General features: G+C 63.1%; 26 protein-coding genes and 4 pseudogenes. 19 read left to right on the top strand and 11 right to left on the bottom strand.

The features are described from left to right. The first annotated feature begins 131 nt into the window (after positions 1-131). The 3 genes from F1643_RS24425 to F1643_RS24430 all read left to right on the top strand — a co-directional run bounded on the left by F1643_RS24425 (position 132) and on the right by F1643_RS24430 (position 1,724). A complete protein-coding gene (locus F1643_RS24425) occupies positions 132-389 on the top strand; it encodes a site-specific integrase (protein WP_194911252.1) in 258 nt (85 codons plus the stop codon). After that, complete coding sequence (locus tag F1643_RS04705) at positions 274-1,089, top strand: tyrosine-type recombinase/integrase (protein WP_194911254.1); 816 nt, start codon at positions 274-276, stop codon at positions 1,087-1,089. The genes F1643_RS24425 and F1643_RS04705 overlap by 116 nt, the downstream gene beginning before the upstream one ends. Positions 1,090-1,370: 281 nt before the next feature. Continuing rightward, positions 1,371-1,724: a phosphatase PAP2 family protein gene (locus F1643_RS24430; protein WP_370540471.1), complete on the top strand. Its 354-nt coding sequence runs from the start codon at positions 1,371-1,373 to the stop codon at positions 1,722-1,724. 609 nt (positions 1,725-2,333) lie between these two features. On the opposite strand, the gene F1643_RS04715 is transcribed toward F1643_RS24430, so the two are convergent. Next, complete coding sequence (locus F1643_RS04715; protein WP_194911256.1) at positions 2,334-2,696, bottom strand: hypothetical protein; 363 nt, start codon at positions 2,694-2,696, stop codon at positions 2,334-2,336. Further along, entirely contained in the window at positions 2,684-3,418 is a 735-nt protein-coding gene (locus F1643_RS04720; RefSeq protein ID WP_194911258.1) for a hypothetical protein, read from the bottom strand. The genes F1643_RS04715 and F1643_RS04720 overlap by 13 nt, the downstream gene beginning before the upstream one ends. A 386-nt stretch (positions 3,419-3,804) precedes the next feature. Between F1643_RS04720 and rpmI the strand changes: the two genes are divergently transcribed. From rpmI to pheT, 4 genes and pseudogenes are all read left to right on the top strand, one after another. Beyond that, positions 3,805-4,005: a 50S ribosomal protein L35 gene (gene rpmI, locus F1643_RS04725; protein WP_012975158.1), complete on the top strand. Its 201-nt coding sequence runs from the start codon at positions 3,805-3,807 to the stop codon at positions 4,003-4,005. A 12-nt stretch (positions 4,006-4,017) separates the two neighbouring features. Beyond that, entirely contained in the window at positions 4,018-4,413 is a 396-nt protein-coding gene (gene rplT, locus F1643_RS04730; RefSeq protein ID WP_194911649.1) for a 50S ribosomal protein L20, read from the top strand. 134 nt (positions 4,414-4,547) lie between these two features. After that, positions 4,548-5,630, top strand: a complete 1,083-nt coding sequence (gene pheS, locus F1643_RS04735; protein ID WP_194911260.1) for a phenylalanine--tRNA ligase subunit alpha — start codon at positions 4,548-4,550, stop codon at positions 5,628-5,630. Between the two features lie 12 nt (positions 5,631-5,642). Beyond that, positions 5,643-8,055 (top strand): annotated as a pseudogene (pheT, locus tag F1643_RS04740) (phenylalanine--tRNA ligase subunit beta). 820 nt (positions 8,056-8,875) lie between these two features. On the opposite strand, the gene F1643_RS24435 reads toward pheT, so the two are convergent. From F1643_RS24435 to F1643_RS22285, 6 genes and pseudogenes are all read right to left on the bottom strand, one after another. Then, positions 8,876-9,316 carry an HD-GYP domain-containing protein gene (locus tag F1643_RS24435; protein ID WP_370540482.1) on the bottom strand — a complete coding sequence of 147 codons (441 nt, stop codon included), beginning with the start codon at positions 9,314-9,316 and terminating at the stop codon, positions 8,876-8,878. Then, a complete protein-coding gene (locus F1643_RS24440; protein WP_370540483.1) occupies positions 9,199-9,813 on the bottom strand; it encodes a DUF3369 domain-containing protein in 615 nt (204 codons plus the stop codon). Before F1643_RS24440 ends, F1643_RS24435 begins: the two co-directional genes overlap by 118 nt. Before the next feature lie 256 nt (positions 9,814-10,069). Beyond that, positions 10,070-10,717, bottom strand: a pseudogene (locus tag F1643_RS24445) (hypothetical protein); the annotation flags it as partial. After that, positions 10,717-11,346: a hypothetical protein gene (locus F1643_RS04750; protein WP_255542421.1), complete on the bottom strand. Its 630-nt coding sequence runs from the start codon at positions 11,344-11,346 to the stop codon at positions 10,717-10,719. The pseudogene F1643_RS24445 and the gene F1643_RS04750, both read right to left, overlap by 1 nt. A 195-nt stretch (positions 11,347-11,541) precedes the next feature. Then, a complete protein-coding gene (locus F1643_RS04755) occupies positions 11,542-12,378 on the bottom strand; it encodes a LysR substrate-binding domain-containing protein (protein WP_255542422.1) in 837 nt (278 codons plus the stop codon). Next, a complete protein-coding gene (locus tag F1643_RS22285) occupies positions 12,372-12,599 on the bottom strand; it encodes a LysR family transcriptional regulator (RefSeq protein ID WP_255542423.1) in 228 nt (75 codons plus the stop codon). Before F1643_RS22285 ends, F1643_RS04755 begins: the two co-directional genes overlap by 7 nt. Before the next feature lie 158 nt (positions 12,600-12,757). Here F1643_RS22285 and F1643_RS04760 point away from each other — a divergent pair, with 158 nt between their 5' ends. From F1643_RS04760 to F1643_RS22295, 4 genes and pseudogenes are all read left to right on the top strand, one after another. Then, a complete protein-coding gene (locus tag F1643_RS04760) occupies positions 12,758-12,988 on the top strand; it encodes a hypothetical protein (protein ID WP_194911262.1) in 231 nt (76 codons plus the stop codon). Positions 12,989-13,085: 97 nt separating this feature from the next. Continuing rightward, a pseudogene (locus tag F1643_RS24450) lies at positions 13,086-13,313 on the top strand (hypothetical protein); the annotation flags it as partial. After that, positions 13,303-13,557, top strand: a pseudogene (locus F1643_RS22290) (asparaginase domain-containing protein); the annotation flags it as partial. The pseudogenes F1643_RS24450 and F1643_RS22290, both read left to right, overlap by 11 nt. Positions 13,558-13,795: 238 nt before the next feature. Then, the gene (locus F1643_RS22295) at positions 13,796-14,131 is read left to right on the top strand and encodes a hypothetical protein (RefSeq protein WP_255542425.1); all 336 of its coding nucleotides are present in this window, start codon (positions 13,796-13,798) and stop codon (positions 14,129-14,131) included. A gap of 67 nt (positions 14,132-14,198) precedes the next feature. Here F1643_RS22295 and F1643_RS04770 read toward each other — a convergent pair whose 3' ends face one another. Next, complete coding sequence (locus tag F1643_RS04770) at positions 14,199-14,486, bottom strand: hypothetical protein (RefSeq protein WP_194911264.1); 288 nt, start codon at positions 14,484-14,486, stop codon at positions 14,199-14,201. Here F1643_RS04770 and F1643_RS04775 point away from each other — a divergent pair. The 5 genes from F1643_RS04775 (at position 14,481) to F1643_RS21645 (ending at position 18,573) form a co-directional block, all read left to right on the top strand. Then, complete coding sequence (locus tag F1643_RS04775; protein ID WP_194911267.1) at positions 14,481-14,879, top strand: hypothetical protein; 399 nt, start codon at positions 14,481-14,483, stop codon at positions 14,877-14,879. The genes F1643_RS04770 and F1643_RS04775 overlap by 6 nt on opposite strands. 246 nt (positions 14,880-15,125) lie before the next feature. Further along, on the top strand, positions 15,126-16,133 hold the full coding sequence (locus tag F1643_RS04780) for an AAA family ATPase (RefSeq protein WP_255542426.1): 1,008 nt from the start codon (positions 15,126-15,128) through the stop codon (positions 16,131-16,133). Positions 16,134-16,198: 65 nt separating this feature from the next. Further along, positions 16,199-17,077 carry a hypothetical protein gene (locus tag F1643_RS21635; RefSeq protein ID WP_206692340.1) on the top strand — a complete coding sequence of 293 codons (879 nt, stop codon included), beginning with the start codon at positions 16,199-16,201 and terminating at the stop codon, positions 17,075-17,077. 236 nt (positions 17,078-17,313) lie between these two features. Then, complete coding sequence (locus tag F1643_RS21640) at positions 17,314-17,760, top strand: hypothetical protein (protein WP_206692341.1); 447 nt, start codon at positions 17,314-17,316, stop codon at positions 17,758-17,760. A 3-nt stretch (positions 17,761-17,763) separates the two neighbouring features. Continuing rightward, a complete protein-coding gene (locus tag F1643_RS21645) occupies positions 17,764-18,573 on the top strand; it encodes a hypothetical protein (protein WP_206692342.1) in 810 nt (269 codons plus the stop codon). A gap of 36 nt (positions 18,574-18,609) precedes the next feature. Here F1643_RS21645 and lepA read toward each other — a convergent pair whose 3' ends face one another. Both lepA and F1643_RS22300 read right to left on the bottom strand, forming a co-directional pair. Continuing rightward, positions 18,610-19,878 (bottom strand): translation elongation factor 4, encoded by a 1,269-nt coding sequence (gene lepA, locus F1643_RS04790; protein WP_370540472.1) that lies wholly within the window; start codon positions 19,876-19,878, stop codon positions 18,610-18,612. Next, positions 19,811-20,413, bottom strand: coding sequence for a GTP-binding protein (locus F1643_RS22300; RefSeq protein ID WP_255542427.1), 603 nt, complete (start codon positions 20,411-20,413; stop codon positions 19,811-19,813). Before F1643_RS22300 ends, lepA begins: the two co-directional genes overlap by 68 nt. A gap of 378 nt (positions 20,414-20,791) precedes the next feature. Between F1643_RS22300 and F1643_RS04795 the strand changes: the two genes are divergently transcribed. From F1643_RS04795 to F1643_RS04805, 3 genes are read left to right on the top strand one after another with little or no spacing between them, the layout of a single operon-like run. Then, complete coding sequence (locus F1643_RS04795; RefSeq protein WP_194911279.1) at positions 20,792-22,090, top strand: hypothetical protein; 1,299 nt, start codon at positions 20,792-20,794, stop codon at positions 22,088-22,090. Beyond that, positions 22,038-22,199, top strand: a complete 162-nt coding sequence (locus F1643_RS04800) for a hypothetical protein (RefSeq protein ID WP_194911289.1) — start codon at positions 22,038-22,040, stop codon at positions 22,197-22,199. The genes F1643_RS04795 and F1643_RS04800 overlap by 53 nt, the downstream gene beginning before the upstream one ends. Next, a complete protein-coding gene (locus tag F1643_RS04805) occupies positions 22,196-24,007 on the top strand; it encodes a lipopolysaccharide assembly protein LapB (protein ID WP_194911291.1) in 1,812 nt (603 codons plus the stop codon). The genes F1643_RS04800 and F1643_RS04805 overlap by 4 nt, the downstream gene beginning before the upstream one ends. The last annotated feature ends 15 nt before the right edge of the window (positions 24,008-24,022 follow it).

Genomic DNA, 24,022 nt, shown 5'->3' on the forward strand with positions numbered 1-24,022 from the left:
GGCGGAAGAGCCCCAAGGCGCCGGCTGTGCTTGCCATCGGCCAGGGGCTGGCCTACTGACTGCCGGGAAGAACATACGCCCGTATTCCTGTGGCTGTGGTGGCCGTGGGTGGGAGCCTCTGGTGGATCGGCATGACCCTTGCTGAAGCTTGCGCCGAATTCCTGACCCATTGCCGGGTCGCCAAGAACCTGTCGCCCCACAGCCTGCGCGCCTACACCATCGATCTGGCCGAGTTCGAGCGGTTCGCCGGCCCCCGCGACAGCGGTGGCGGTCGTGGAGCGCCCGCTGCTGCGCCGCTATCTCAGCCACCTGTTCGAGGTGCGGCGGCTGAAGGAAACCAGCGTCAAGCGGCGGATCGCCTGTCTGAAGGTGATGTTCCGCTGGCTTGAACTGGACGAGGTGATCGAGATCAGCCCCTTCCACCGGCTGGACGCCCGCATCCGCCTGCCGCGCCGCCTGCCCCGCAACCTGACCGACGACGAGGTGCGCCGCTTGCGGGCCGCCGCACTCGCCGGGGCGGGGATTACCGGCCGGATCACCGAAACCAAGGCAGTGCGTGCCGCCCGCAAGGCCGACCATGACGCCTTCACGGCGCTGGTGGCGGTGGAGGTTCTGCTGGCCACGGGGTTGCGCGTGGGGGAACTGGCCGGCATGCGGGTGGAGGATGTGGATCTGACCGGCCGCGTCATCACCATCGTCGGCAAGGGCAGCCGCCAGCGCCGGGTGTTCCTGCCCGACGATGCGGTGACGGCGCTGGTGACGGCTTATCAGGGTGTGACGGGCGCGCGGCGGCGTGACCATGACCGGTTCCTGATGACGGGAACGGGCGGGCCGGCATCGACCCAGCATCTCCGCTTGCTGATTCGCGGAATTGGCGAGGATGCGCAACTGTCCCGCCGCGTCACTCCACACATGCTGCGCCACACGGCGGCGACCCGGCTGCTGGAGAATGGCGTGGACATCCGGTTCGTCCAACGCCTGCTGGGGCACCAGAGCATTTCGACGACGGAGATCTACACGACGGTGACCGACGCCAGCCTTCGGGCGGCGGTGGTCAAGGCGGCTGAGGGCATGCGGGGAGGGAGGTGATAACTAGGAATTATTTTCTCATGTCGCCATTAGGTTATTTTGTAAATCTGCTGATAGCAATCATACTTATAGTTGGGGTTATCAATTTTATTTCTCACCCCAACGTAAGCCGCTGAGGTCACCAATTGAGATCCGATCACGTCTCGATGATGCCATACCGTTCGTTCCAGAATGGGTTTGGGTATATTCAGCCTTGTACTATCCTGTAATTCTTCTATTAGTATTTTCAATAGACGATTTCCGAAAATTTAATTTTACTGCGTTCAGCTTTGTCACGCTTCTTGGCGATTCAAGTGATGATATTCTACATTCTTCCAGTTCAAGTACCTGAACGGTGGCGGCATTACGAAAACAATGCATCGCTTTCCATCAGATTCCTGGCACTTGTACATCAGTATGATGCAAGGACGAACAGCTTTCCCAGTATGCATGTCAGTGTTGCCATGCTCACCGCCTTGCACCTCACTGACAACCTGCAGGGCATGTTTGGACCATGGTCTTATTTGGCACTGATATTTCCAACTCTAATTTCATTAAGCACAGTATTCACAAAACAGCATTATCTCATTGATATTCCGCCTGGAGCTTTGCTCGGATACATGAACTACTACGCATACAGGGAGTATTTTTCCTAGATCAGTAATTTATCATAGAATTTATAAAGTGTTGTGCTCTCACCGGCATATGATGTGGCGATATTATTGTTCAGGTCGGCGTGGCTAAAGCCCTTCAACCATAGTGATTGATGCGTATTGATTTGGGTTCGCCTGTTGCCAAACCTTAGCATCGCCCATATCGTTGTAGGCCAAAGAGCCATACGGCGCAAATTGTCTGACCTCGAATTGACGTCGATAATCTCATCGGCGAGTGGAATCATAAAGTTTCTACGAGCATCCGGCATTGCAACCCTTATGAGACGCTTCACTCTAAATGAAGTTTGATCTAAGTGATTGAGGTATGTAAGCGCCCCCTCAGCAATGGCTCCCCCTAGTGACTTTGCGAATATGTATTGCGGGATCGCTTCCCCAACCCAAGGCACCCTTTGGGATCCGAAATAAATCTAGCGAATTCCTCAGCAAGATTTTCTGAGAAGGCGTCTTTGACACGACCTGACCAGTAAAATGGTTTCGCAACATCCATTCCGCTAACCAGGAAAAATCTAGCTAGTTCTTCGGGCCACTCCGGCCGGAATTCTGCATTTTGTCCTACTCGGCGCGCTCCGTGAATAATCGTGACGACACCTCTCATGGAACTAATGCTCCGACCTTTTCCAAGGTCCCATTTAGAAGCTTAATTGCCAGAGGTAAGCTTGCTGCAACAAGAGAACCCAAAGGCGGCGCCGAAATTTTAATCGGCAACGGCCAGAGCGGAAGGCTATTTGCTATTTTACGATATTTTTCAATATAATCTAGCGCTGATATGCGGTCACTAATATTGTTTACATTGCCGGAAATAGTGTCACGATATTGCGCCAAGAACATGTCATTTACTGTTGTAGTAACTTGATCGACGTACGATCTCCTCCGCTCTTTCATGAGCTTATGTAAATGGAAGAATGGCGCAACAAACAATGGCAAGCCAAATGTAATATAAATCAAAACCCCCATAGCCTGTTGCTATCGTGAATGTTAAAAATGATCTTATCATGGAGCGCAAAAACACCAAATATCAACAGGAGGGTCATCATTGCGTACATAAAACATACAGCCGGATCAATTAGGAACTTTACACCGCCAGCCTCATCCGTGTGGAATGGTGAATATGGCAAGCTGCTGCTATCGAGCGAAAAGATGTAAGCCACATAGAATCCGTGACGTATGCATCCATATACGAGTGCCGATATAAATATAGTTGTCCAGAAGAAGACAATCCATCCAGTCAAAGTTATCCGATTCCCACCGGTTTGAGCTGGAATAAGTGTTGCGTCATAGGTTCCTGAAAAATTGCCGACATAGAACTTCATCGTCATTATGCCGATGGCAAGCGACAGAACAGCAGCTCCCGCCGTATGATACAGCGAAATCTGCCGGCTTTTTCTCATAATTACACACGACTCTTGGGCTTTCAGAGAAGAAAGTGTTATGTAGTAAATAACTATCGGGTTCAGAAGAAAAAAATCAAATATCGTCGAAATATTTAGAATGTATGGTAAAACAGTTTCAAGTTCTCCCTTTGAATTAATTATATAGGTATGCTCAAATAGTCGGCCTTCTATATAGGCAGCGGTGAACGACATTCCGCTGGCGCCGATGAGATATACCAATGCGAGGCGGATGGCATGACCATGATCCTTGCCCATGCCGCATAAACGCGCCTTATTTTTTGACAAGATTTTCTCATGACCCAGGATAAATCTTTGTTAATTCCTAGTTATCATCTGGAGTGTTGATAAGCACAATGCGCCGAGGCACATCTCCTTCCGGTAGGTTGCCAGAAAGTGAGCGTATTCACAAGCGACAATATGTCTGTGGGGTATGCATCCCTTGGTAGGCGTAATCCTCCAAACAGATCGGCTTTCCGTCATCCATGCCCCCCGCGTGCTGCCGAGAGTTTTCGCAGGCTTCAAGACACGCACGCCCCCACATCCCCCTTGCATCCCGCCGTCCCCGCGCGTATAAGCGCATCCTTCCACGGGCGGCGAGGCCGGGCCGTATGGCTCAGGGCATGCCCACCCGTCCGATGGAATTCCGCCTCATTTCCCTCTAGGAAACGAAAATGCCCAAGCTGAAGACGAAGAGCGGCGCCAAGAAGCGCTTCAAGGTGACCGCCACGGGTAAGGTTCGCGCTCAGGCCGCCTACAAGCGCCACTGCCTGGAACAGAAGTCCCCGAACATGAAGCGCAATGCGCGCGGCATGATGACCCTGTGCGACTCCAACGCCCGCACGGTGCTGAAGAACTGGCTGCGCAACGCCTGATCTCGGCACATCATAGAATTCGGAAGGACTGAACCATGGGCTCGTGTTAAGCGCGGCGTCACGACGCACGCCCGTCACCGCAAGATCCTGAAGCTCGCCAAGGGCTACCGGGGTCGCAACTCCAAGAATTTCCGCATTGCGGTCGAGAAGGTCGAGAAGGCGCTTCGTTATGCCTATCGTGATCGCCGCAATAAGAAGCGCGATTTCCGCGGCCTGTGGATCCAGCGCATCAACGCCGGTGTCCGTCAGTACGGCCTGACCTACTCGCGCTTCATCAACGGCATCAAGCTGGCCGGCATCGAGATCGACCGCAAGGTCCTGTCCGATCTGGCCGCGCGCGAGCCGGAGGCCTTTAAGACCTTGGTGGACCAGGCCCAGGCCGCGCTCGCCTCCAAGGCCGCCGCGTAACGTGCCTTGCGTTTCCTGACGTCAGGGAACGCTTGCCGTCACGGCGTCAGTTGTAAGAGAAGGGAGCCGGGCCGCTGGGCCGGCTCCCTTTTTCTGTTTGCACCGATTTTTCCCCACGCTTGCCGGGAACCGCCATGCTCGACGCGCTGAAAGACGAACTTCTGTCGCAGGTCAACGCCGCCGCCGACCTCTCGGCGCTGGACGAGGTGCGGGTTTCCGCGCTCGGCAAGAAGGGGCGCATCACCGGCTTCATGAAGGAGCTGGGGGCACTCACCCCCGACGAACGCAAGGAGCGCGGCCAGCAGCTCAACGCGCTGAAGGATGAGATCGCCGCCGCCATCGACGCGCGCAAGGCCGACCTCGCCGCCGCCCACCTGAAGGCGCGGCTGGAGGCCGAGCGGGTCGACGTCACCCTGCCGGTCCGCCCGGAGACCGAAGGGCGCATCCACCCGATCAGCCAGACGATGGACGAGATGGTCGCCATCTTCGCCGAGATGGGCTTCTCGGTCGCCGAAGGGCCGGACATCGAGGACGATTTCCACAACTTCACCGCCCTGAACTTCCCGCCCGGCCACCCGGCGCGCGACATGCACGACACCTTCTATCTGCCCGACGCCCCCTCGGAAAACGGGGCCGATAAGAAGATGCTGCTGCGCACCCACACCAGCCCGGTGCAGGTCCGCACCATGCTGAACAACAAGCCGCCGATCCGCATCATCGCGCCGGGGCGCACATACCGCTCCGACTACGACATGACCCACACCCCGATGTTCCACCAGATCGAGGGGCTGGTCATCGACGAGGCGACCAACATGGGGCACCTGAAGGGCTGCCTCGTGGAGTTCTGCCGCGCCTTCTTCGATGTGGACGACCTGCCGCTGCGCTTCCGTCCCAGCTTCTTCCCCTTCACCGAACCGTCGGCGGAGGTCGACATCGGCTGCTCCCGCAAGGGCGGCGAGCTGAAGCTGGGCAATTACGGCGACTGGCTGGAGATCCTCGGCTGCGGCATGGTCCACCCGAACGTGCTGGAAGCCTGCGGCATCGACAGCACCCGCTACCAGGGCTTCGCCTTCGGCATGGGGGTGGAGCGCGTGGCGATGCTGAAATACGGCATCCCCGACCTGCGCACCTTCTTCGAAGCAGACCTGCGCTGGCTGAAGCATTACGGCTTCGCCTCGCTCGACATTCCCAACATCGCCCACGGCCTGACGCGCTAAGGAGCCGGACCCATGAAGTTCACGCTGTCCTGGCTGAAGGACCATCTGGAGACCGACGCCTCGCTCGACCAGATCACGGAAAAGCTGACCGCCCTCGGCCTGGAGGTGGAGGGCGTCCATGACCGGTCGAAGGAGCTGGCGCCCTTCCGCGTCGCCCATGTCGTCTCGGCCGAGAAGCACCCGGACGCCGACAAGCTGCGCGTGCTGATGGTCGATACCGGCACCGGCACCCTGCAGGTCGTCTGCGGCGCCCCGAACGCGCGCGCCGGCATGAAGGGCGTCTTCGCGCCGGAGGGGACCTATGTCCCCGGTTCCGACATCACGCTGAAGAAGGGCGTCATCCGCGGCGTCGAGTCGAACGGCATGATGTGCTCCAAGCGCGAGCTGAAGCTGTCCGACGAGCATGAGGGCATCATCGAGCTGCCGGAGGACGCCCCGGTCGGCGCCGGCTTCGCCGACTATGCCGGGCTGAACGATCCGGTCATCGACATCAACCTGACGCCCGACCGCGCCGACTGCGCCGGCGTGCGCGGCATCGCCCGCGACCTCGCCGCCGCCGGCATGGGCACGCTGAAGCCGCTGACCGCCGGGCATCTCGACACCTCGCCGGTGGAGGGCCGCTTCGCCAGCCCGATCGGCGTCAGCATCGCCGCGCCCGAGGCCTGCCCGCTGTTCGTCGGCCGCTATATCCGCGGCGTGAAGAACGGCCCGTCGCCGAAATGGCTGCAGGACAAGCTGGTGTCCATCGGCCTGCGCCCGATCTCGGCGCTGGTCGACATCACCAACTACCTGACCTTCGACGCCGCACGTCCGCTGCACGTCTTCGACGCCGACACGGTGAAGGGCAACATCACCGTCCGCCTGGGCCGCGAGGGCGAGACCCTGGCGGCGCTGAACGGCAAGGACTACGCGCTGGACGGCGCCATGACCGTGGTGGCCGACGACGAGCGGGCGGAGGCTCTGGCCGGCATCGTCGGCGGCGAGCCGACCGGCTGCACCGAGACGACCGTCAACGTCTTCGTCGAGGCCGCGCTGTTCGATCCGGTGCGGACGGCGCAGACCGGCCGCCGGCTGGGCATCGACTCGGATGCGCGCTACCGCTTCGAGCGCGGCGTCGATCCGGCCGCCGTCTTCGCCGGCATGGAGCGCGCCACCCGCCTGATCCTGGAGCTGTGCGGCGGCGAGCCGTCGGAACTGGTGGTCGCCGGAGCCGAGCCGGAGTGGAAGCGCAGCCTGAGCCTGCGTCCGGGCCGGGTCGCGGCGCTGGGCGGCGTCGACCTGCCGCGCGACCGTCAGGTGCAGATCCTGATGGACCTGGGCTTCACGGTCGAGGGCGAGGAAGCGGACGGCCGTCTGCGCTTCGGTGTGCCGTCCTGGCGCGCCGACGTCCATGGCGAGGCCGATCTGGTGGAGGAGGTGCTGCGCGTCCACGGCTTCGACGCCATTCCGGCGACGCCGCTGCCGCGCGAGACGGTGCTGACCCGCCCGGCCCTGACGCTGAAGCAGCGCCGCGTGGCGCAGGCCAAGCGCACGCTGGCCGCCCGCGGGCTGTCGGAGGCGGTGACCTGGTCCTTCCTGTCCGGCCCGGTCGCCGAGCTGTTCGGCGGCGGCGAGCCCGGCCTGCGGCTGGTCAATCCGATCAGCAGCGACCTGGACGTCATGCGTCCGTCGATCCTGCCCAACCTGATCCAGGCCGCCGGCCGCAATGCCGACCGCGGCTTCGCCGACGTGCGCCTGTTCGAGGTCGGGGCGGCCTTCCGCAACCCGGCGCCGGACGGGCAGGATACGGTCGCCGCCGGCATCCGCGCCGGGGCGGCGGTGCCGCGCCACTGGGCGGAGAAGGCCCGCGGCGTCGACCTGTTCGATGCCAAGGCCGACGCGCTGGCGGTGCTGGAGGCGGCCGGCGCCCCGACGGCCAACCTGCAGGTCACCACCGACGCACCGGGCTGGTATCACCCCGGCCGGTCCGGCGTGCTGCGGCTCGGCCCCACCGTGATGGCCCGCTTCGGCGAGATCCATCCGTCGGTGTTGGAGACGCTGAGCGTCAAGGGGCCGGTCGTCGGCTTCGAGGTGATGCTGGACCGCCGTGCCGCTGCCCAAGAAGAAGGGCGGCACCGCCAAGCCGATGGTCCAGCTGTCCGCCTTCCAGCCGGTGGAGCGCGACTTCGCCTTCGTCGTCGACCGCAAGGTGGAGGCCGACAAGATCCTCCGCGCCGTCAAGGGCGCCGACAAGGCGCTGGTCAAGGATGTCGCGGTGTTCGACGTGTATGAAGGGCCCGGCGTGGGCGAAGGGCGCAAGTCGGTCGCCGTCTCGGTCACCTACCAGCCGACCACCGCGACCCTGACCGACGATGCGATCGAGGCAGTCGGCCAGAAGATCGTCGCGGCCGTGGTCAAGGCCACCGGCGGAAGCCTGCGCACCTGAGGGGCAACATCCTTCGGTTGAAGAAAAGGCCGAGCATACAAAGACCTCCCGCTTCGCCGGGGGGTCTTTTTTTGTGAAGCGGAAAAACTCATAGAGAGTCGCTACCCGGTTACCCGATCATACAAGCATATGATGAATCGCTGATTGAGGAATCCGAGTGCTTTCGGTAAGGGAAGACTGTGGTACTCTTCGTTGCAATTCAATGTTTGACGAAGGCGTGGGGCTCCGTGGAAAGATCGGGTTGCCGGACAATTTGTCTGTGGAAGGCCCGTGAATCGACCGATGTCACCGCTATGGCACAGGCAACGCTTCCATTGCCTTGGCGTGTTCGGTGGCAATCATAATGCTGATGACGAAGCTGGGGTAACCAATGGCTGAGCCGAAAGACGATCAAGCGAGCAACCCGGCATCGGTTAAGCCACTTGTCGTTGTGGTCGACGATGATCGGTCGATCGTTGAAGGGCTGGCGATCCTGCTGGACGGCTGGGGATACGAGGTGGTGACCGCAGTCAGCGCCCGCCGCCCTGGAGGCGCAGCTCGGTGGCCTGACCCGGACGCCGAACCTGATCATCGCCGACCATTACCTGCCGGCCGGCCGGACCGGGCGCGAGGTGGTGGAGCGCGTCCGCACCGAAACCGGGGCAGCAGATCCCGGCCATCATCCTGACCGGCGACAGCACCCCCGAACGGCGTGACGAGGCCGAACTGATGGGCTGCCAGCTGCTGCTGAAGCCGGTACAGGTCGGACCGCTGCGCGAGGCGGTGGAAGCGCTTTGCCGCCCCTGAGGATGGCGGGCCGCCGTTCGACGACTGCGGATACCTAACGCGTTGCCGGACCCATCCGGTCGATGTCCGGCAGCACCGCAAGGAAGGCATCGACCACCGCCGGGTCGAATCGCACCCCCGCCAGCCGCCTGATCTCCGCCACCGAGTCGTCCCGGGACAGCGCCTTGCGATAGGGGCGGTCGCGCGTCATCGCGTCATAAGCGTCGGCGACCGCGACGATGCGGGCGCACAGCGGGATCGCCGCCCCGGTGCGGCCGTCGGGGTAGCCGGTGCCGTCCCAATTCTCGTGATGCCAGCGCGCCACCGCCGCCCCAAGATGCAGATGGGTCGGGCCGTCGGCCAGATGGCTCGCCTGGTTCAGCAGGGTGGCGCCGGCCACCGTGTGGGCCTGCATGGCGTCGCGTTCCGCCGGGTCGAGAGGGCCGGGCTTCGACAGGATCTCCGGATTGACCGCGGCGTTGCCGATGTCGTGCAGAATCGCCGCCAACCCCGAACGATCTCCAGCGTCGAGTCGTCCAGCGCCTCGGGGAACAGTCCATCGGCATGCAGGCGACGGGCGATGCGTTCCGTGATCGCCGCGATGCGCAGCGACCGGCTGAAGCGGCCGTCCTCCATCGCTTCAGCCGCCAGCCCGTCCGCGGCCAGCCCGTCCATGCCGAGCGCGCCGCGGCCGCGTTCGGCCAGATCGGCCAACGCCGCCAGCGTACCCTGCTGCGCCCGGTAGAGCTGTTCGTAATGGTGCAGGTTGTCGAAACCGACGGAGATCTTGCCGCAGAACACCTCGATCAGCTTGCGGTCCAGGTCGGACAGCGGCCGGTTGGAGCGCAGATAGACCACCGTCTCGCGGTCGTTCGGCGTGCGGATATAGAGCGTGCAGTGGTCGCCGGCATAGAGGTGCGCCCGCTCTTCCAGGCAGGCGGTCACCGCCGCCAGAACCGAAGCGTCGACATGACCGGCGGCGGGTTCGTTGATGAGATCCTCGTAGCGGCCGAACCGGCCAGCACATAAAGGCCATCGCCGCCACTGCCGTTGCCGTTATCGCCGCTGAAGGCCGGGTTGCAGCTACCCTGGCCACCAGCGCCGCCGGCGCTGCCGCGCTGCATGCAGAGGATCGCGTCGCCCCACCCCCAGCAGGCCGGACAGCTGGGTCAGCACACCGGCGGCGAACAGCTTCATGGAGCGGGGCGCGGAACAGCGACGACGAGGCCTCGATGATCTTTTCCAGGCCGCGTCGGTTGGCGTCGATCGCCACGATGTCCTCGTAGGAGCGCAGCGCCGCCACCGTGGTGGTGAACAGCTGCTGGGCGGTCAGCTGGGTCTTCGCCTTGTAGTCGTTGATGTCGTAATCGAGGATCACCGCGCGTTCCGGCGCCTGTCCCGGCTGGCCGGTGCGCAGGATGATGCGGACGTTGCGGTTCTGCAGCTCTTCGCGATGTGATGGACCAGCCGCAGGCCGGCATCCTCCGTCTCCATCACCACATCCAGAAGGATCAGCGCGATATCGCTTCCCGCGCCAGATCCGCCGCGCCTCCGCCGCCGAATGGGCGGACAGGAAACGCGCCTTGCGCCCCTTGTAGGCGAAATCCGACAGGACGAGCTTGGTGATCGAATGGACTTCCGGCTCGTCATCGACGATCAGCATGGTCCAGCGGCTGCCGGGCTCCTCCTCCCCTTCCAATGGACCGGCGTCGGGAGCCGCATCGTCGAGGAACACCAGATCCTCGTCGGCAGTCTCCGGCATGGACCGTGTTCCGCCTGGGGCGGATCGGGCTTCGCGTCGTCTTCCGGTGCGGTCGGGTCGGCGTTTGTCATGGCTCTTCGTTCGTGAAGGGGTCCATGAGGGAGGGCGCGGCCGGCCCGTCCGGTGCAAATCCATCAAAACGTATCCAGCTCGATCACCGTACAATCGAGTCCGCGTTGCGCCAACGTGCCGCAGGCGGTGTCGACCTGCAACCGCGTGAACGGGGCGACCCCCACCTCGTACAGCAGCCGGCCCTTGCGGAAGACCGGCCACACCATCGGCGGCAGGTCGCGATAGGCGCTGCCCGGCCCGGCGGTGAACTCCTTCCAGGCGCGCAAGCCCTCGGCATAGCTGACATATTCGCCGAGCTTGATGCCGTAGAGCATGCCCGGTTCGACCGGCGGCATGCCCGCAGCGGATAGGGCGCCACCACCCCGACCAGCCCCTGCACCGGCGCCACCGCGCGGGTGCCGGCGGGGCAGGGCCAGAGTCGCCTCGCCATTGGCGGCGCCGATCAGCGCCACCACGTCGCCCTTGCGCAGGGTGAAGCCGCGCCGCTTGCGGTTGCTCAGAATCTCGGTGGCGGAGATCGGGCCGGCGGCGACGACATAGCCTTCCGCCGGGGTCTGGGCCGCCTTGTCCCAGGCGGCGCGCGGCACGACGGCGGCGCTGCGGTGGGGCAGGAGGGCGTTCGCCGGCTGGCTGGCGCTTGGCTTCGGCGGGCGCGGCCCTTCGCCGCCGATCGCCGGCCGCCCGGTGACCATCAGCGCCGGATCCAGCGAATCGGCGGGGACATAGCCGATGGGCTGGCCGCCGATGGCGATCTCCGTTCCAATAGGTGCCGCGCGGGGTGCCCAGCGCGTTCAGCGCCTTGCCCTGCTTCAGCGTCATGACGATGCGGGCATCCTCGCTGGGGCCGATCCGCACCTCGATGTCGCGGTTCAGCACGACCTCGCCGGTCAGGGGGGCGCCGATGGCGACGGGGCTCTGCGCCCAAGCCTGCGGGATGGCCGCCAGGCGCCGGCGAGGCCGAGGAGAATGGCGGCGGTGATGGACGCTGCGGTCATGGCGTGACTTCCCTCACCGGCACTGGCACATCGCGGTTCGGCACCCGGCGGCCCAGCATCTGGCGGCCGACAAGGTCGTGGATGGCGTCGCCAGCAGGCGCACCGGCTTGGGCGGCCGTGCCGCGGGCGCGGTGCAGGGCGATGTCGATGTCGGGCAGCTCCGGAAACCCCTCTGCCGCACCGATGCGGCGCAGGCTTGGCGGGACGGTGCAGTTTTCCATCGCCGTCACCCCCCAGCCCCCCCATCACCGCGCCATGGACGGCGACGACGCTCTTGCTGGTGAAGGCGACGCGCCAGTCGCGGCCGATCCCGTCGAGCGCGGCGACCGCAAGGTCGCGCACGACGCAGCCCTTGGGGAACAGCGCCAGCGGCAGGGGATCGAGGCTTTCCACCGGGCGGTGCCCCGGCGGCGGTCCCGATGGAGATGCCGGCTCCTGCGGCGGGGCGACCCAGGACACCGGTTCCCGCCGCACCAGTTCGCCGCCGGCCTCGCCGGCCTTGCGGGTGACCAGCGCCAGATCGTAGCGGCCCTTGTCGATTTCCGCCACCAGATCGGGGCTGTTGTCGCAGATCACCTCCACCATCACGTCGGGATAGGCGGCGTTGAAGCGGGCCAGCACGTCGGGCAGCAGCATGGTGGCGTAATCGTCGGGCGTGCCGATGCGGACGCTGGCCACCGTCGGGCTGCGGTGCATCAGCGCCATCACCTCGTCGTTCAGGGTCAGCATGCGCCGGCATAGGCCAGCAGAACCTCGCCGTCGCGGGTCATGCGGACGCCGTGGGTGTCGCGTTCGAACACGCGCTTGCCCACCGTGTCCTCCAGCCGGCGCACCTGCTGGCTGACCGCCGCCTGGGTGCGGCCCAGCCTTTCGCCGGCTCGGGTGAAGCTGGCGCTGTCGGCGACGGCCACGAAGGCGCGCAGCAGGTCGGTGTCGAGATTGGCGGGCATGGCGGGGACCGGAAGTTGCCTCCCATTCAAGCAGAGCGTCCGCCCATCCGCAACGTCGCGGTCATTACGAATCGTGATGACGGCATAATGCCTATTCGTTTCCAAGGGAATGGCCCGCGACCCATGTTCGGTCTCCAACCGCTTTGGAGTTTCCGACCATGTCCCTGTTCGCCGCCTGGACCAGCGTGGTTCTCGCTGCCGCCCGGATCGATCCGCCCGCGGCGCCCCCGCCGGCGGTGCCGGAACCGCGGCGTTTCCGCCTTGCCTACAACCCGGTTCCGGCAGCCGTCCCCATCCTCGGCCCCGCACCCGGCCGGCAGCTGGTCGCAGAGGAGGCTCCGGCGTCGGTGCGGGCTCCGATGACGCTCCACGGGCGGCTGTTGCCTTGAGAAGTAGTGGGAGGTCCGCCTATCTGCGGCCGACAGGATTGCGGGAGGAGCGGACGATGGCGCGGGTCTATGTGCTGTACACCGGGGGCACCATCGGGTGCGTCACCAATCCCGACGGGGCGCTGGCCCCGGTGCCGGGCCCGGAGTTCGAACGGCTGGTCCTGTCGATGCCCGGCCTGTCCGGTCATGGGGTGCAGGACTACAAGGACCTGACCTGGACCATGGGCTGGTTCGACCGCACGCTCGACAGCTCCAACATGACCCGGCGGACTGGGTCGCCATCGCCCGGCGGCTGCTGTCGGTTTACGACGAGTATGACGGCTTCGTCGTGCTGCACGGCACCGACAGCATGGCCTATAGCGCGTCGGCCCTGTCCTTCCTGCTTGCCCGGCCTGACGAAGCCGGTGGTGTTCAGCGGGTCGCAGGTGCCGCTGACCTTCACGCTGAGCGACGCGCTTGCCAATCTGGTCGGCGCCGTCGTGGTGGCGGGAACCCTGCCGGTGCCGGAGGTCTGCGTCTATTTCGACACCAAGCTTCTGCGCGGCAACCGCTCGTCCAAGGTCGACGCCAACCGCTTCGCCGGCTTCGATTCGCCGAACTTCCCGCCGCTCGCCACCGTCGGCAGCGTGGTCGCCCGCAACGAGCCCCATTGGCTGCCGATGCCGGGCAAGGACGTCTCGCTGGACGAGCCGGACAACCGGGCCAAGCGGCTGGGCGGCGCTGGACGCCCAGGCGGCGGCGCTGGCGGGATTTTCCGTCGTCATGCTGTGGCTCTATCCCGGCATCCGTGCCAGCACGGTGTCGGCGATGCTGACCGGCACCAGCCCGGCGGCAAAGGGGGCGGTGCTGCTGGCCTTCGGCGAGGGCAACGGACCGACCGATCCGGATTTCCTCGACGCCCTTGCGGCCGCGGTGAAGGCCGGCGTCGTCCTGATGGACAACACCCAGGTGCAGCGCGGCGCCGTGCTGCCCGGCGCCTACGCCACCGGCTTGGGCGCCATCGGCGCCGTCGGCGCCTATGACATGACGCCGGAGGCGAGCTACGCCAAGCTGGTCTGCCTGCTCGCCGGCGGATTGGACGCCGCCGCAGTCAAGGCGGAGATGCCGAAGCCGCTGGCCGGCGAACTGACGGTGATCGACTGAGGGTGATCGAGGGCTGATGCCCCTGTCCGGAGGCGGGGGCCATTCGGCTTCCCGCCTCCGCCGGTGGCTACTCCATGCCGGGCTTGTTCGGCGACATGATGCGCTCGTCCATCGTGCCCTGGCCCATCGTGCCCTGGCCCATCGAGCCGCGGTTCATGGTGCCCTGGTTCATCGAACCCTGATTCATCGACCCCTGGCCCATCGACCCCTGGCCCATCGAACCCTGACCCATCGTGCCCTGGTTCATGGAGCCGGCGCCCATACCGCCCATGGACCCGCCGGTCGAGCTGCCGTAGCCGGTGTTGGCCTGGCTGGCGTACTGGGCGAGCTGCTGCAGCTCGTTCTGGTCATGCATGATGACGACCTGACGCCGCGCCGCTCGAAGGACGACGGGGTGAGCATGACGGTCTGGCCGGTCTTGGCCATCTTCAGCTCCACCATCGTCTGGCCCTGGGCGTCGGTGGTCACGTTCTGGATCGTGCCGGCGACCGGCCCGCCATGGCGGTGGACCACCCGCTTGCCGATCATGTCGCGGCTGGCCTGGACGTCGCGGGCACCGGTGTCCATCGTGCCGTTGCAACGCGTTGGACCTGGCCGAGCCGCTGGTCTGCGCGTCGGCAGGAGCGGCAACGGCCATCAGCATGACGGCCGGAACGGCGGCGGCGAGAAACTTGCGCATGTCATCCTCCCGGAATTGAACCGAATTCAGAGGGGCCGCTGCAAGCGATACCCTCTTCGCAGGAGATGACACGTCAGCGGCGGGTTTGTTGCGTTTGCTCGTGTTGAATTCACCGGCTTTCGTTTAACCGGCCTTCCGAAGAGCTACACCCGCAGCGCCCGATGGTGCGGTTAGAGAGACGCCCTATTTCATTCCTGCTAAAGTGACTCTCGGCGAGTATCCAACCTATCGTTCTTCGCGTGGCGTGTCTCAATGGCTCGAAGTGACCTGCTTGTATCCCTTGTCCGCGCCGGCATAGCCGGTGAACGGGAAACCTTGAAGTCGACGGTCGAGGCGATCGTTGCCGACGAGCGCGCCAAAAGCCATCATATTTTGGCCGACCGTCTTCAACGCGCGTTGAGCACGGTTGCCGTCACACCACCGCCTTTGACGTTGTCGTCCATGCCCACGAGTGGAGGACGGGATGCCATTCTTGAGGTCACGCCGACCATCCGGCTCGACGAACTGATCCTTCCCCTTCCTGTTCGCCGCAATGCGGACCAATTGATCGAAGAACATTTCCGCGCCGGCGTTCTGCGTGCCCATGGTCTGGAACCCCGGCACCGGGTTCTCCTCTCCGGCCCGCCTGGAAATGGCAAGACGTCATTTGCCGAAGCGATTGCCGAGTCGCTGGGCATGCCCTTCTTTGTGGTGCGTTACGACTCGTTGATCGGCAGCTATCTGGGAGAAACCAACACCCGGCTGCGCAAGCTCTTTGATTACATTCGGACCCAGCCTTGTGTGCTGTTCTTCGATGAGTTCGACGCCATCGGCAAAGAACGTGGAGATACCCACGAGACCGGTGAGATCAAGCGCGTTGTCTCTTTCCTGCTGATGCAACTGGACCAACTGCCGAGCTACGTCATCGTCGTGGCTGCAACCAACCATGCGGAACTGCTGGATCGGGCCGTGTGGCGGCGATTCCAGCTAAGGCTTGGATTTCCTGCACCAGACCAGAGCATGTTGACAGCTTATGTGGAGCGGTTGATCGGTCAGTGGCCTGAGAAGCCGAAGGTGGGTGCAAAAGGGATCGTTCGTATACTTGGAAAGATCAGCTACGCAGAGGCGCGTGAATACTGTCAAAGCGTTAGGCGTCGCTATATACTCGGTTTAGGAGAAATTCAGATCGATGACGCCGTGAGGGTGGAATCCGACCTTTGGGCGTCGCGTATCAAGCCGACCGAGAGCGATGCCGAGCGATCCGACCAAACCACTTCTGCGCCTGACCCCCAAAGCAAACGGCGACCGCCGAAAACGTCCGAAGAGGTTTCTTCCGCCTCCTGAGGCGTTTCCGCGTGCCGACCAACTTCGGAAGCTCAGACCGAAGTTCGCGCGTTTGGCGGGAGGTCATGGCCCGTCCGGGCGCGTTGGAGTTGACGTCCGATCCCACCGCGCTGGCACCGGAGCGGTTGCTGGTGTTCGAGGTTCGCGGCTCGATCCAAGACTTCGTCAAAGCGGTCAATGAGGTCGCCGGACTGGACTTCATCGATGAGGAGGAACTCGAAGGTGACGAAGAGGATAAGGCGCCGGTCGCCTACCTGCTGGTTCCCGATGCGCGGGCGATGGAGCAGATCTTATCTTTGTGGAAGCGATGGAGTGCAGGTGGGCTGGATGCCTCAAAACCTTGGGCTAAAGTGTTCGATCTGTTGCGCGATCTGCGGACATGGGGGCCAGACGACCGCTTGAGCGAGGAGGAACAGACGTTCCTTGAGGAAGAGATTGAAGGGCGTCCGGATAGCGACCTGATCTTGCTGGAAATTGAGGTGCTGTTTTCAACGAATCCCGAGCGCGCCGGCAGGTATGAAGGCGCGGTTTTGGAAGCCATTCTCAATAATATCTTTGCTAACGCCGGTCGAATTGTCCATCGAACTTACATTGAAGACATTGCCTATCATGCCCTGCTGGTGTCCGTTCCGGTTGTGGTCGTCCGGTCCATTGTTAAGCGGTCACGGGAATCGATCCTCGGCCTTGATGCAGTGTGGCACATCCGGCCGCAGAGCTTGGCGCCGTCCATCGAGGTCGCCGATCCGGTGACCGAACCACTGCGCCCAGGTCCGGCACCGGAAAAGCCACCGATTCTTGCGCTGCTCGATGGTGTTCCCATCGCGCGCCATCCTCTGCTCGCCGACCGCCTGGAAGTGCTGGACCTGTTCGAGTTGGAACCGGACACGCCGGTTGCCAACCGTATGCACGGAACGGCCATGGCGTCACTGATCGTCCATGGGTGACCGGAACCGCCTAGAAGCGCCGCTGCCACGCCGCATCCTGGCCCTTCCCGTGATGGGGTGGGATGGAAGGGACGAGGGGTTGCCCCAGGATCGCTTGATCATCGATGCAATATATCGGGCATTGTACGCACTCCATGGCCCTGAAGCCATTGCGCCAAGCGTTCTCATCGTGAACATGTCCTTGGGGAACAGAAAAACGCCCATTCCACGGCCAGATGTCGCCATGGGGTCGCCTTTTGGACCGTTTGTCGTGGCAATTTGGGGTGCTGTTTCTGGTAAGTGCAGGGAATGCCGGGGATGCGTTTACCGTGCGGGCCTTCGCGAGTTCCATGGAGTTCGAAGGCGCGGATGGGACCGCGCGCGCCCGTGGCGTGTTGTCCGCGTTGAATGAGAAAATCGCGGAGCGGCGCTTGATTTCGCCCGCGGAAGCCCTCAACGGGCTAACGGTTGGAGCTGCAAATGTCGATGCGGTTCCCACGCACGAGCGGCGTACGGTCGGGATCAACGTCGAACCCTACCCCGAACATCGGATGTCCAATCCGTCCAGCCGGGTCGGTCCCGGCTTCGCCCGGTCGATCAAGCCTGATTTTCTGATGCCGGATCGCGTGAGCATCTGCGAATTCGGGCAAGTGGCGGGAATATGTCCGTTGCCCCGGCAGGCGTTGCGAGAGCGTTCGGACTGAAGGTTGCAGCCCCACCAGTCGATGGCAATGAAGGCACCGAGCGCTAACACCAACGGCACCAGCGCGGCAACGGCGCTCGCCTCCCGAACGTGTCACCGCATCCATGATGCTTTGGAGGATGCCTATGGTGAACAATTCACGATCCTGCCGCGGCACCGGCGCGCAGTGCTGCTCAAGGCATTGATGGTGCATCCCGCCCGCTGGCCGGAAAACACTGCGTTGCTTGTCCGGGAAACGTTGGAGCCTAGAGATCCGAAACAGCATGTGCGGCAGAAGGACAACATTCGCCGTTTCCTTGGCTACGGCGTTCTGGATGCCGATGATGCGGTTGCTTGCGCAGGCGATCGCGCCACTTTCTGGGCGGTCGGGATGTTGCCAAGTGAACAGTCCGCGGTCGTGGAGATCCCCATTCCGACTTGCATCGGCGGCCAAGCCCGTCCGCATGGCCTTTGGGCAACTCTGGCATGGTTCACTCCGGTCCAGCCGGGCCGGCGGAGCTATCGGTCAGTCCGGTTGAACCTCCTTGACCCTGACCATCTGGCAACGTTGGCACTGAAATCGGCGCCGGGCCAACCCGACCACAACCAAGTGCGGCGGGGTACGGTTCTATCTCGCCGTTGGGAGGGCAGCCGCGCTCCCGCCGTTACCGAAAACATGACCATCCGCTTGGTCGTGCAGCGGGAACTCGACCAGGGAATGCCGATTGACGATCCGGTTCCCTATGGACTGGCCGTCACCCTGTCGATGCCCGGAGTGAACGAGGTGTATAGCCAAGTCCGTCAGCGCCTCGCTCCAAGGCCGCGCATCCGGTAAAGGAAAAGGCGGGCCGAGGCCCGCCTTTCCGTATCCTTACTCGTCGCCCATCTTGAGCGCCGCGATGAAGGCGCTCTGCGGGATTTCGACCTGGCCGAACTGGCGCATGCGCTTCTTGCCTTCCTTCTGCTTGTCCAGCAGCTTGCGCTTGCGGCTGATGTCGCCGCCGTAGCACTTGGCGGTCACGTCCTTGCGCATGGCGCTGATGCTCTCGCGGGCAATGATCTTGCCGCCGATGGCGGCCTGCACGGCGATCTTGAACAGCTGGCGCGGGATCAGCTCCTTCAGGCGTTCGCACAGCTGACGGCCGCGGCGTTCGGACTGGCTGCGGTGGACGATCATCGACAGGGCGTCCACCGGCTCGGCATTCACCAGGATCGACAGCTTCACGAGGTCGCCTTCCTCGTAGCTGTCCATCTGGTAGTCGAAGCTGCATAGCCGCGGCTGATCGACTTCAGCCGGTCGTAGAAGTCGAACACCACCTCGTTTCAGCGGCAGGCGGTAGACCAGCATGGCGCGGGCGCCGGCATAGGTCAGCTCGATCTGCTGGCCGCGCCGCTCGGTGCACAGCTGGAGGACGCCGCCGAGATACTCGTCGGGCAGCATGATGGTGGCCTTGATCCACGGCTCGTCGATATGGTCGATCCGCATCACATCGGGCATGTCGGCCGGGTTGTGCAGGTCCCGCACCGTGCCGTCGGTCATCGTCAGCTTGTAGACCACCGACGGCGCGGTGGTGATGAGGTCGAGGTTGAACTCGCGCTCCAGCCGCTCCTGGATGATCTCCAGATGCAGGAGGCCGAGGAAGCCGCAGCGGAAGCCGAAGCCCAGCGCCGCCGACGTCTCCGCCTCGTAATGGAAGCTGGCGTCGTTCAGCTTCAGCTTGCCCAAGCTGTCGCGCAGCCGCTCGAAATCGGCGGCATCGACCGGGAACAGGCCGCACCACACCACGGGGATGGACGGCTTGAAGCCGGCCAGAGCCTCGGTCGCCGGCTTGCGCTCGTCGGTGATGGTATCGCCGACCTTGGTCTGGGTGATGTCCTTGATCGCGGCGGTGATGAAGCCCATCTCGCCCGGCCGCAGCTCTCCGGTCAGCAGCGCCTTCGGCGTGAAGACGCCGACGCGGTCGACGTCATGGGCGGAGCCGGCGGCCATGAAGCGCACCTTCTGCCCGACCTTCAGCACGCCGTCGACCACGCGCACCAGAATGACGACGCCGAGATAGGGGTCGTACCAGCTATCGACCAGCAGGGCCTTCAGGGCTGCGTCGGCATCGCCCTTGGGCGGCGGCAGGCGCTTGACCACCGCCTCCAGCACCGCGCCCGATGTTGAGGCCGGACTTGGCCGAGATCTCCACCGCGTCGGAGGCGTCGAGCCCGATCACGTCCTCGATCTGCTGCTTGATCCGCTCCGGCTCGGCGGCGGGCAGGTCGATCTTGTTGAGGACCGGGATGATCTCGTGGTTGTTGTCGATCGCCTGATAGACGTTGGCGAGCGTCTGCGCCTCGACGCCCTGGGAGGCGTCGACGACCAGGATCGAGCCCTCGCAGGCGGCCAAGGACCGGCTGACCTCGTACGCGAAGTCGACGTGGCCGGGGGTGTCCATCAGGTTCAGCGTGTACTGCTTGCCGTCCTCGGCCTTGTAGAGCAGGCGGACGGTCTGGGCCTTGATGGTGATGCCGCGCTCGCGCTCGATGTCCATGCTGTCGAGCACCTGTTCGCGCATCTCGCGCGCGTCGAGGCCGCCGCACTGCTGGATCAACCGGTCGGCAAGGGTCGACTTGCCATGGTCGATGTGGGCGATGATCGAGAAATTGCGGATGTGCGAAAGGTCAGTCATCGGGGCCCGGACAAGCGAGAGTTTGCCGGGAACATAGGGCGGACGGGGGATGGGCGCAATGATGGTGTGGTGGGGCGGGGGAGCGTTTGGAACAGCGTGGAACGTTTTCGCGAGAGGTGTTCAGTGCTCCATCCGGCGCGGTTCGCTTTGCCGGTGGGCGGCGGATGGAACGTTTGAAACGGTTTGGAACGGTTTTTCGCGGCTGTGTTCACTGTTCCATCCTGCGGCGTGCGGCGCTTTGGGTGGGCTGGGCAGCGGCCAAGAATAGAACGAAAACTGAACGCTTTCCAGCGGTACTGAGGAAATGAGCCGCGCGATTGCGGGTGCCGCCCCGGCTGGTGCATCATCGCGCAATCCTCGTACCAAGGCGCGCCTCCCATGACCGACTCCCGCTCCCTATCGCCGGTATCTCCGCAGCCCCATCACGTTGGGCCGGCCAGGACCTTGCAGGAGGCGGCGCAAACCACCGTGCTTCAACCGCTGGCAGCGGGCGACGACCGCTATGTCGATCTCAGCCCCGGCCAGGAATCGCACCATCTGTTGTTGATGCGGCAATGCCTGGAGGACATCGCGGAGCGGCCCGGCGACCCGATGCGGGAGAACGATTACACCAAGATCGTCTTTTCCGGCCATCGCGGCAGCGGCAAGACCACGCATCTGCGCCTGATCGAGCAGGAATTCGCCGACCGCTTCTATTGCGTCCATCTGTCGCTGGACGATGAGAATCTGCTGGAGGATTTCGACTACACTGTCTTCCTGCTGTGGCTGTCGGAACAGCTGGTCCATTGCCTGAGGCGCGACGGCATCGGCATCGATGAGCGGCTGGTGAAGGAGGTGGCGCTGTGGTTCGCCGAACGCACGTCGACCGACGTGAATGAGGCCGCCATGAGCGGCTCCGTCGGGCTGGAGGGGGAGGCATCGGCGGGCGGCGGCCTGCTGGGCTTCGGCCTGAAATTGCTTGGCCGCATCAAGTCGGAGGCGCGCGGCAGCGTCACCCGGCGGGAGGAAATCCGCACCAAGCTGCAAAGCCATGCGTCCGACCTGATGGACAAGGTCAATCTGCTGCTGTCGGAGGCAAGGGAGCAGCTCAACAAGAATGGCCGACCGCCGCGCCTGCTGGTGGTGCAGGACAATCTGGACAAGCTGAAGAGCGACATCGCCAGCCGCTTCTATGCCGACACCAGCGGACTGCTGCGTCAGGTTCAGGCGCATATCATCTTCACGGCACCGGTCGCGGAGACGCTGACGCCCTTCAAGATCGAGAACGTCTTCGTCGAATCCTTCCAGATGCCGATGATCCATGCCTGCACCCAGGAAGGCCGGCCCTTCGATCCCGGCATCTCGGTTCTGCGGGAGTTGGTGGAACGCCGCATCGCAGTGGATTTGTTCGAGGATGAAGACCTGATCCGCCGCATCTGCATCGCGTCCGGCGGGAATGTGCGCGATCTGGTCCGTCTCGCCAGCCAAGCGGCGCGTATGGCCCGCGCCCTGCGTCTGCCCCGGATCGATGACCAATGCGTGGAGGAAGCGATCAAGGGGATGCGGCAGGAGTACGAGAAGACCCTGGCCCCGCGCGCCCGCATCTATTACCCGTTCCTGGCCGGCATCCACCGCACCAAGCTGTATGGCGCGGGGGCCGGGCGACTCCGAGGAGCTTCTGCGCGACCTGCTCGATAACTCCGCCATCCTCGTCTACAAGAACGGCGACATCTGGTACGACGTGCATCCGACGATCCGCGAATCCAAGGCCTTCCGCAAGGCGTTGGAGGAGCTGGACGCGCAATGACCGACCCGTCCGGCCCGGCTGGTGAGTCTGACGACAGCGGCGATGAGAAAAATGTCGCGCTGAACCGGGCGTTGTTGCGGGAGTTTCTGAAAGAACAGGTCGGCTTCCAGTTCGCCATCGCCGTGATCGACGACGACCGCGCCCGTGAGGACACCGTTGCCGAGCTGGGGCGGGAACTGACGGAAGAGGGGATCGATTGGGTCGTCATCGATCTGCGCAGCCTGCCGGAGGACGTGGTTCTGCTGTCCGAGATCCGGCACAGGCTGGAACCGCTGGCCGGGCGGCCGGCGGCGGTCGGCGTGTTGGGGCTGGAATGGCATCTGGACAATGCCAGTGGTGGCATTCGCGACACCATCACCACCCTGCTCGCCAACGCCAATTTTCAGCGCGATGCCTTTCCTGAGGTTTGCCCGGTGCCTTTGGTGTTGTGGGCTACCAGCCTGTCGTTACCGACACTGCCAAAACTGATGCCTGATTTGTGGCATTGGCGGGTGGGCACCTTCGACCTGTGCGATGATCCACCGGATACCCCTTGGGCGGACCGTTTGGAGCGGATGGTGCCGAGGCCGGAAAAGGAGTGGCAGGCCCAACCGAAGGAGGAGTTGTGGCAGCGAATTGAACTACTACGGCAAGTTCTGGATGAAATCGGGCCGGACGGTAGTCTGCGGCGGGCGCTTCTGTTGCTTGAGTTCGCGAATGTGATGGAACGGGCTGGGCAAACCGATCAAGCGCTGAATGCGGCGCATGAGGCGTTGGACATCGCCACAAAGGAGGATGAAGCAAAGCTGCGGGCCGCTGCTTTGGGGTATGTCGCGCGAATGAAGTCGGACCGTGGTTATGTAAATGAAGCATTGAGCCTCCACGAGGAGAGACTTGCGACTTATGAGCGGGTTGGCGATGCCCGGTCACGAGCGGTGGCGTTGGGAGATATTGCGCGCCTAAAGGCCGATCGTGGGTTTGTGGATGAAGCGCTAGCCCTGCATGAGGAAAGATTGGCGATTTACGAGCAGTTCGATGACTTACGGTCTCGAGCTGTGGCATTGGGAGACATTGCGCGTTTGAAAACCGACCGCGGGTATGTGGACGAGGCGGTGTCTTTGCATGAAGAGCAGCTTGCGATTTTTGCCGGTCTTAGCGATGTGCGGTCTCAAGCGGTGGCATTGGGAGACATCGCAAATCTAAAAGCTGACCATGGCTTTATAGATGAAGCGTTATCTTTGCATGAAGAGCAGCTTGCAATTTTTGACAGCCTTGGCGATGTGAGGTCTCGAGCTGTAGCGCTAGGAGATATAGCGCGTCTAAAAGCTGATCGTGGTTCTGTGGATGAGGCGCTGGCTCTGTATGAGGAAATACTTGCGATCTTCACAGAATTAGGAGATGTGAGATCTCGAACAGTAACGTTGGGCCGCATTGCTCGTTTAAAAGCTCGCCTTGGATTTTTGGAGGAGGCGATGGTCTTGTATGAGGAGGAGTTAAAAAGTTACGAGAAGCTTGGCGATTTAGATGGGCAGGCAAATTGTAGATGCGCTAGGGCAATGTTGCGTTTGCGGAAGCCCGGCATTGGGAAAGATGAAATAGAAGGGGCCTTTAACGATCTAATATTCGCATATCGAACTCTGATGAAACTCGGCCGGGCAGACGGTATTGCTGTTGTCGGGTTCAATCTGGCGCGAGTGTTAACGGCGGCCGGGCGACATAGTGCGGCGCGTGAAATCGCCGAGCGTTCTTTTGCTCTTTTCACGCAACTCCATTGGACTAAGGACGCTATTGCTGTGCGTGAGTTCCTCGCTTCGCTGCCACCTAACTGAGTCTCCTGGGGTGTG

This window comes from Azospirillum sp. INR13 (assembly GCF_015390205.1).
Taxonomy (GTDB): Bacteria; Pseudomonadota; Alphaproteobacteria; order Azospirillales; family Azospirillaceae; genus Azospirillum.

What these genes read in the sequence shown, in the direction of transcription:
- F1643_RS24425 (WP_194911252.1), top strand. Translation starts at nt 132, where the DNA reads ATGACCCTTGCTGAAGCTTGCGCCGAATTCCTGACCCATTGCCGGGTC.
- F1643_RS04715 (WP_194911256.1), bottom strand. Translation starts at nt 2,696, where the DNA reads ATGGGGGTTTTGATTTATATTACATTTGGCTTGCCATTGTTTGTTGCG.
- rpmI (WP_012975158.1), top strand. Translation starts at nt 3,805, where the DNA reads ATGCCCAAGCTGAAGACGAAGAGCGGCGCCAAGAAGCGCTTCAAGGTG.
- pheS (WP_194911260.1), top strand. Translation starts at nt 4,548, where the DNA reads ATGCTCGACGCGCTGAAAGACGAACTTCTGTCGCAGGTCAACGCCGCC.
- F1643_RS04750 (WP_255542421.1), bottom strand. Translation starts at nt 11,346, where the DNA reads ATGGTCACCGGGCGGCCGGCGATCGGCGGCGAAGGGCCGCGCCCGCCG.
- F1643_RS04755 (WP_255542422.1), bottom strand. Translation starts at nt 12,378, where the DNA reads ATGCTGACCCTGAACGACGAGGTGATGGCGCTGATGCACCGCAGCCCG.
- F1643_RS22285 (WP_255542423.1), bottom strand. Translation starts at nt 12,599, where the DNA reads ATGCCCGCCAATCTCGACACCGACCTGCTGCGCGCCTTCGTGGCCGTC.
- F1643_RS04760 (WP_194911262.1), top strand. Translation starts at nt 12,758, where the DNA reads ATGTCCCTGTTCGCCGCCTGGACCAGCGTGGTTCTCGCTGCCGCCCGG.
- F1643_RS22295 (WP_255542425.1), top strand. Translation starts at nt 13,796, where the DNA reads ATGCTGACCGGCACCAGCCCGGCGGCAAAGGGGGCGGTGCTGCTGGCC.
- F1643_RS04775 (WP_194911267.1), top strand. Translation starts at nt 14,481, where the DNA reads ATGCATGATGACGACCTGACGCCGCGCCGCTCGAAGGACGACGGGGTG.
- F1643_RS04770 (WP_194911264.1), bottom strand. Translation starts at nt 14,486, where the DNA reads ATGCATGACCAGAACGAGCTGCAGCAGCTCGCCCAGTACGCCAGCCAG.
- F1643_RS21635 (WP_206692340.1), top strand. Translation starts at nt 16,199, where the DNA reads ATGGCCCGTCCGGGCGCGTTGGAGTTGACGTCCGATCCCACCGCGCTG.
- F1643_RS22300 (WP_255542427.1), bottom strand. Translation starts at nt 20,413, where the DNA reads ATGACTGACCTTTCGCACATCCGCAATTTCTCGATCATCGCCCACATC.
- F1643_RS04795 (WP_194911279.1), top strand. Translation starts at nt 20,792, where the DNA reads ATGACCGACTCCCGCTCCCTATCGCCGGTATCTCCGCAGCCCCATCAC.
- F1643_RS04800 (WP_194911289.1), top strand. Translation starts at nt 22,038, where the DNA reads ATGGCGCGGGGGCCGGGCGACTCCGAGGAGCTTCTGCGCGACCTGCTC.
- F1643_RS04805 (WP_194911291.1), top strand. Translation starts at nt 22,196, where the DNA reads ATGACCGACCCGTCCGGCCCGGCTGGTGAGTCTGACGACAGCGGCGAT.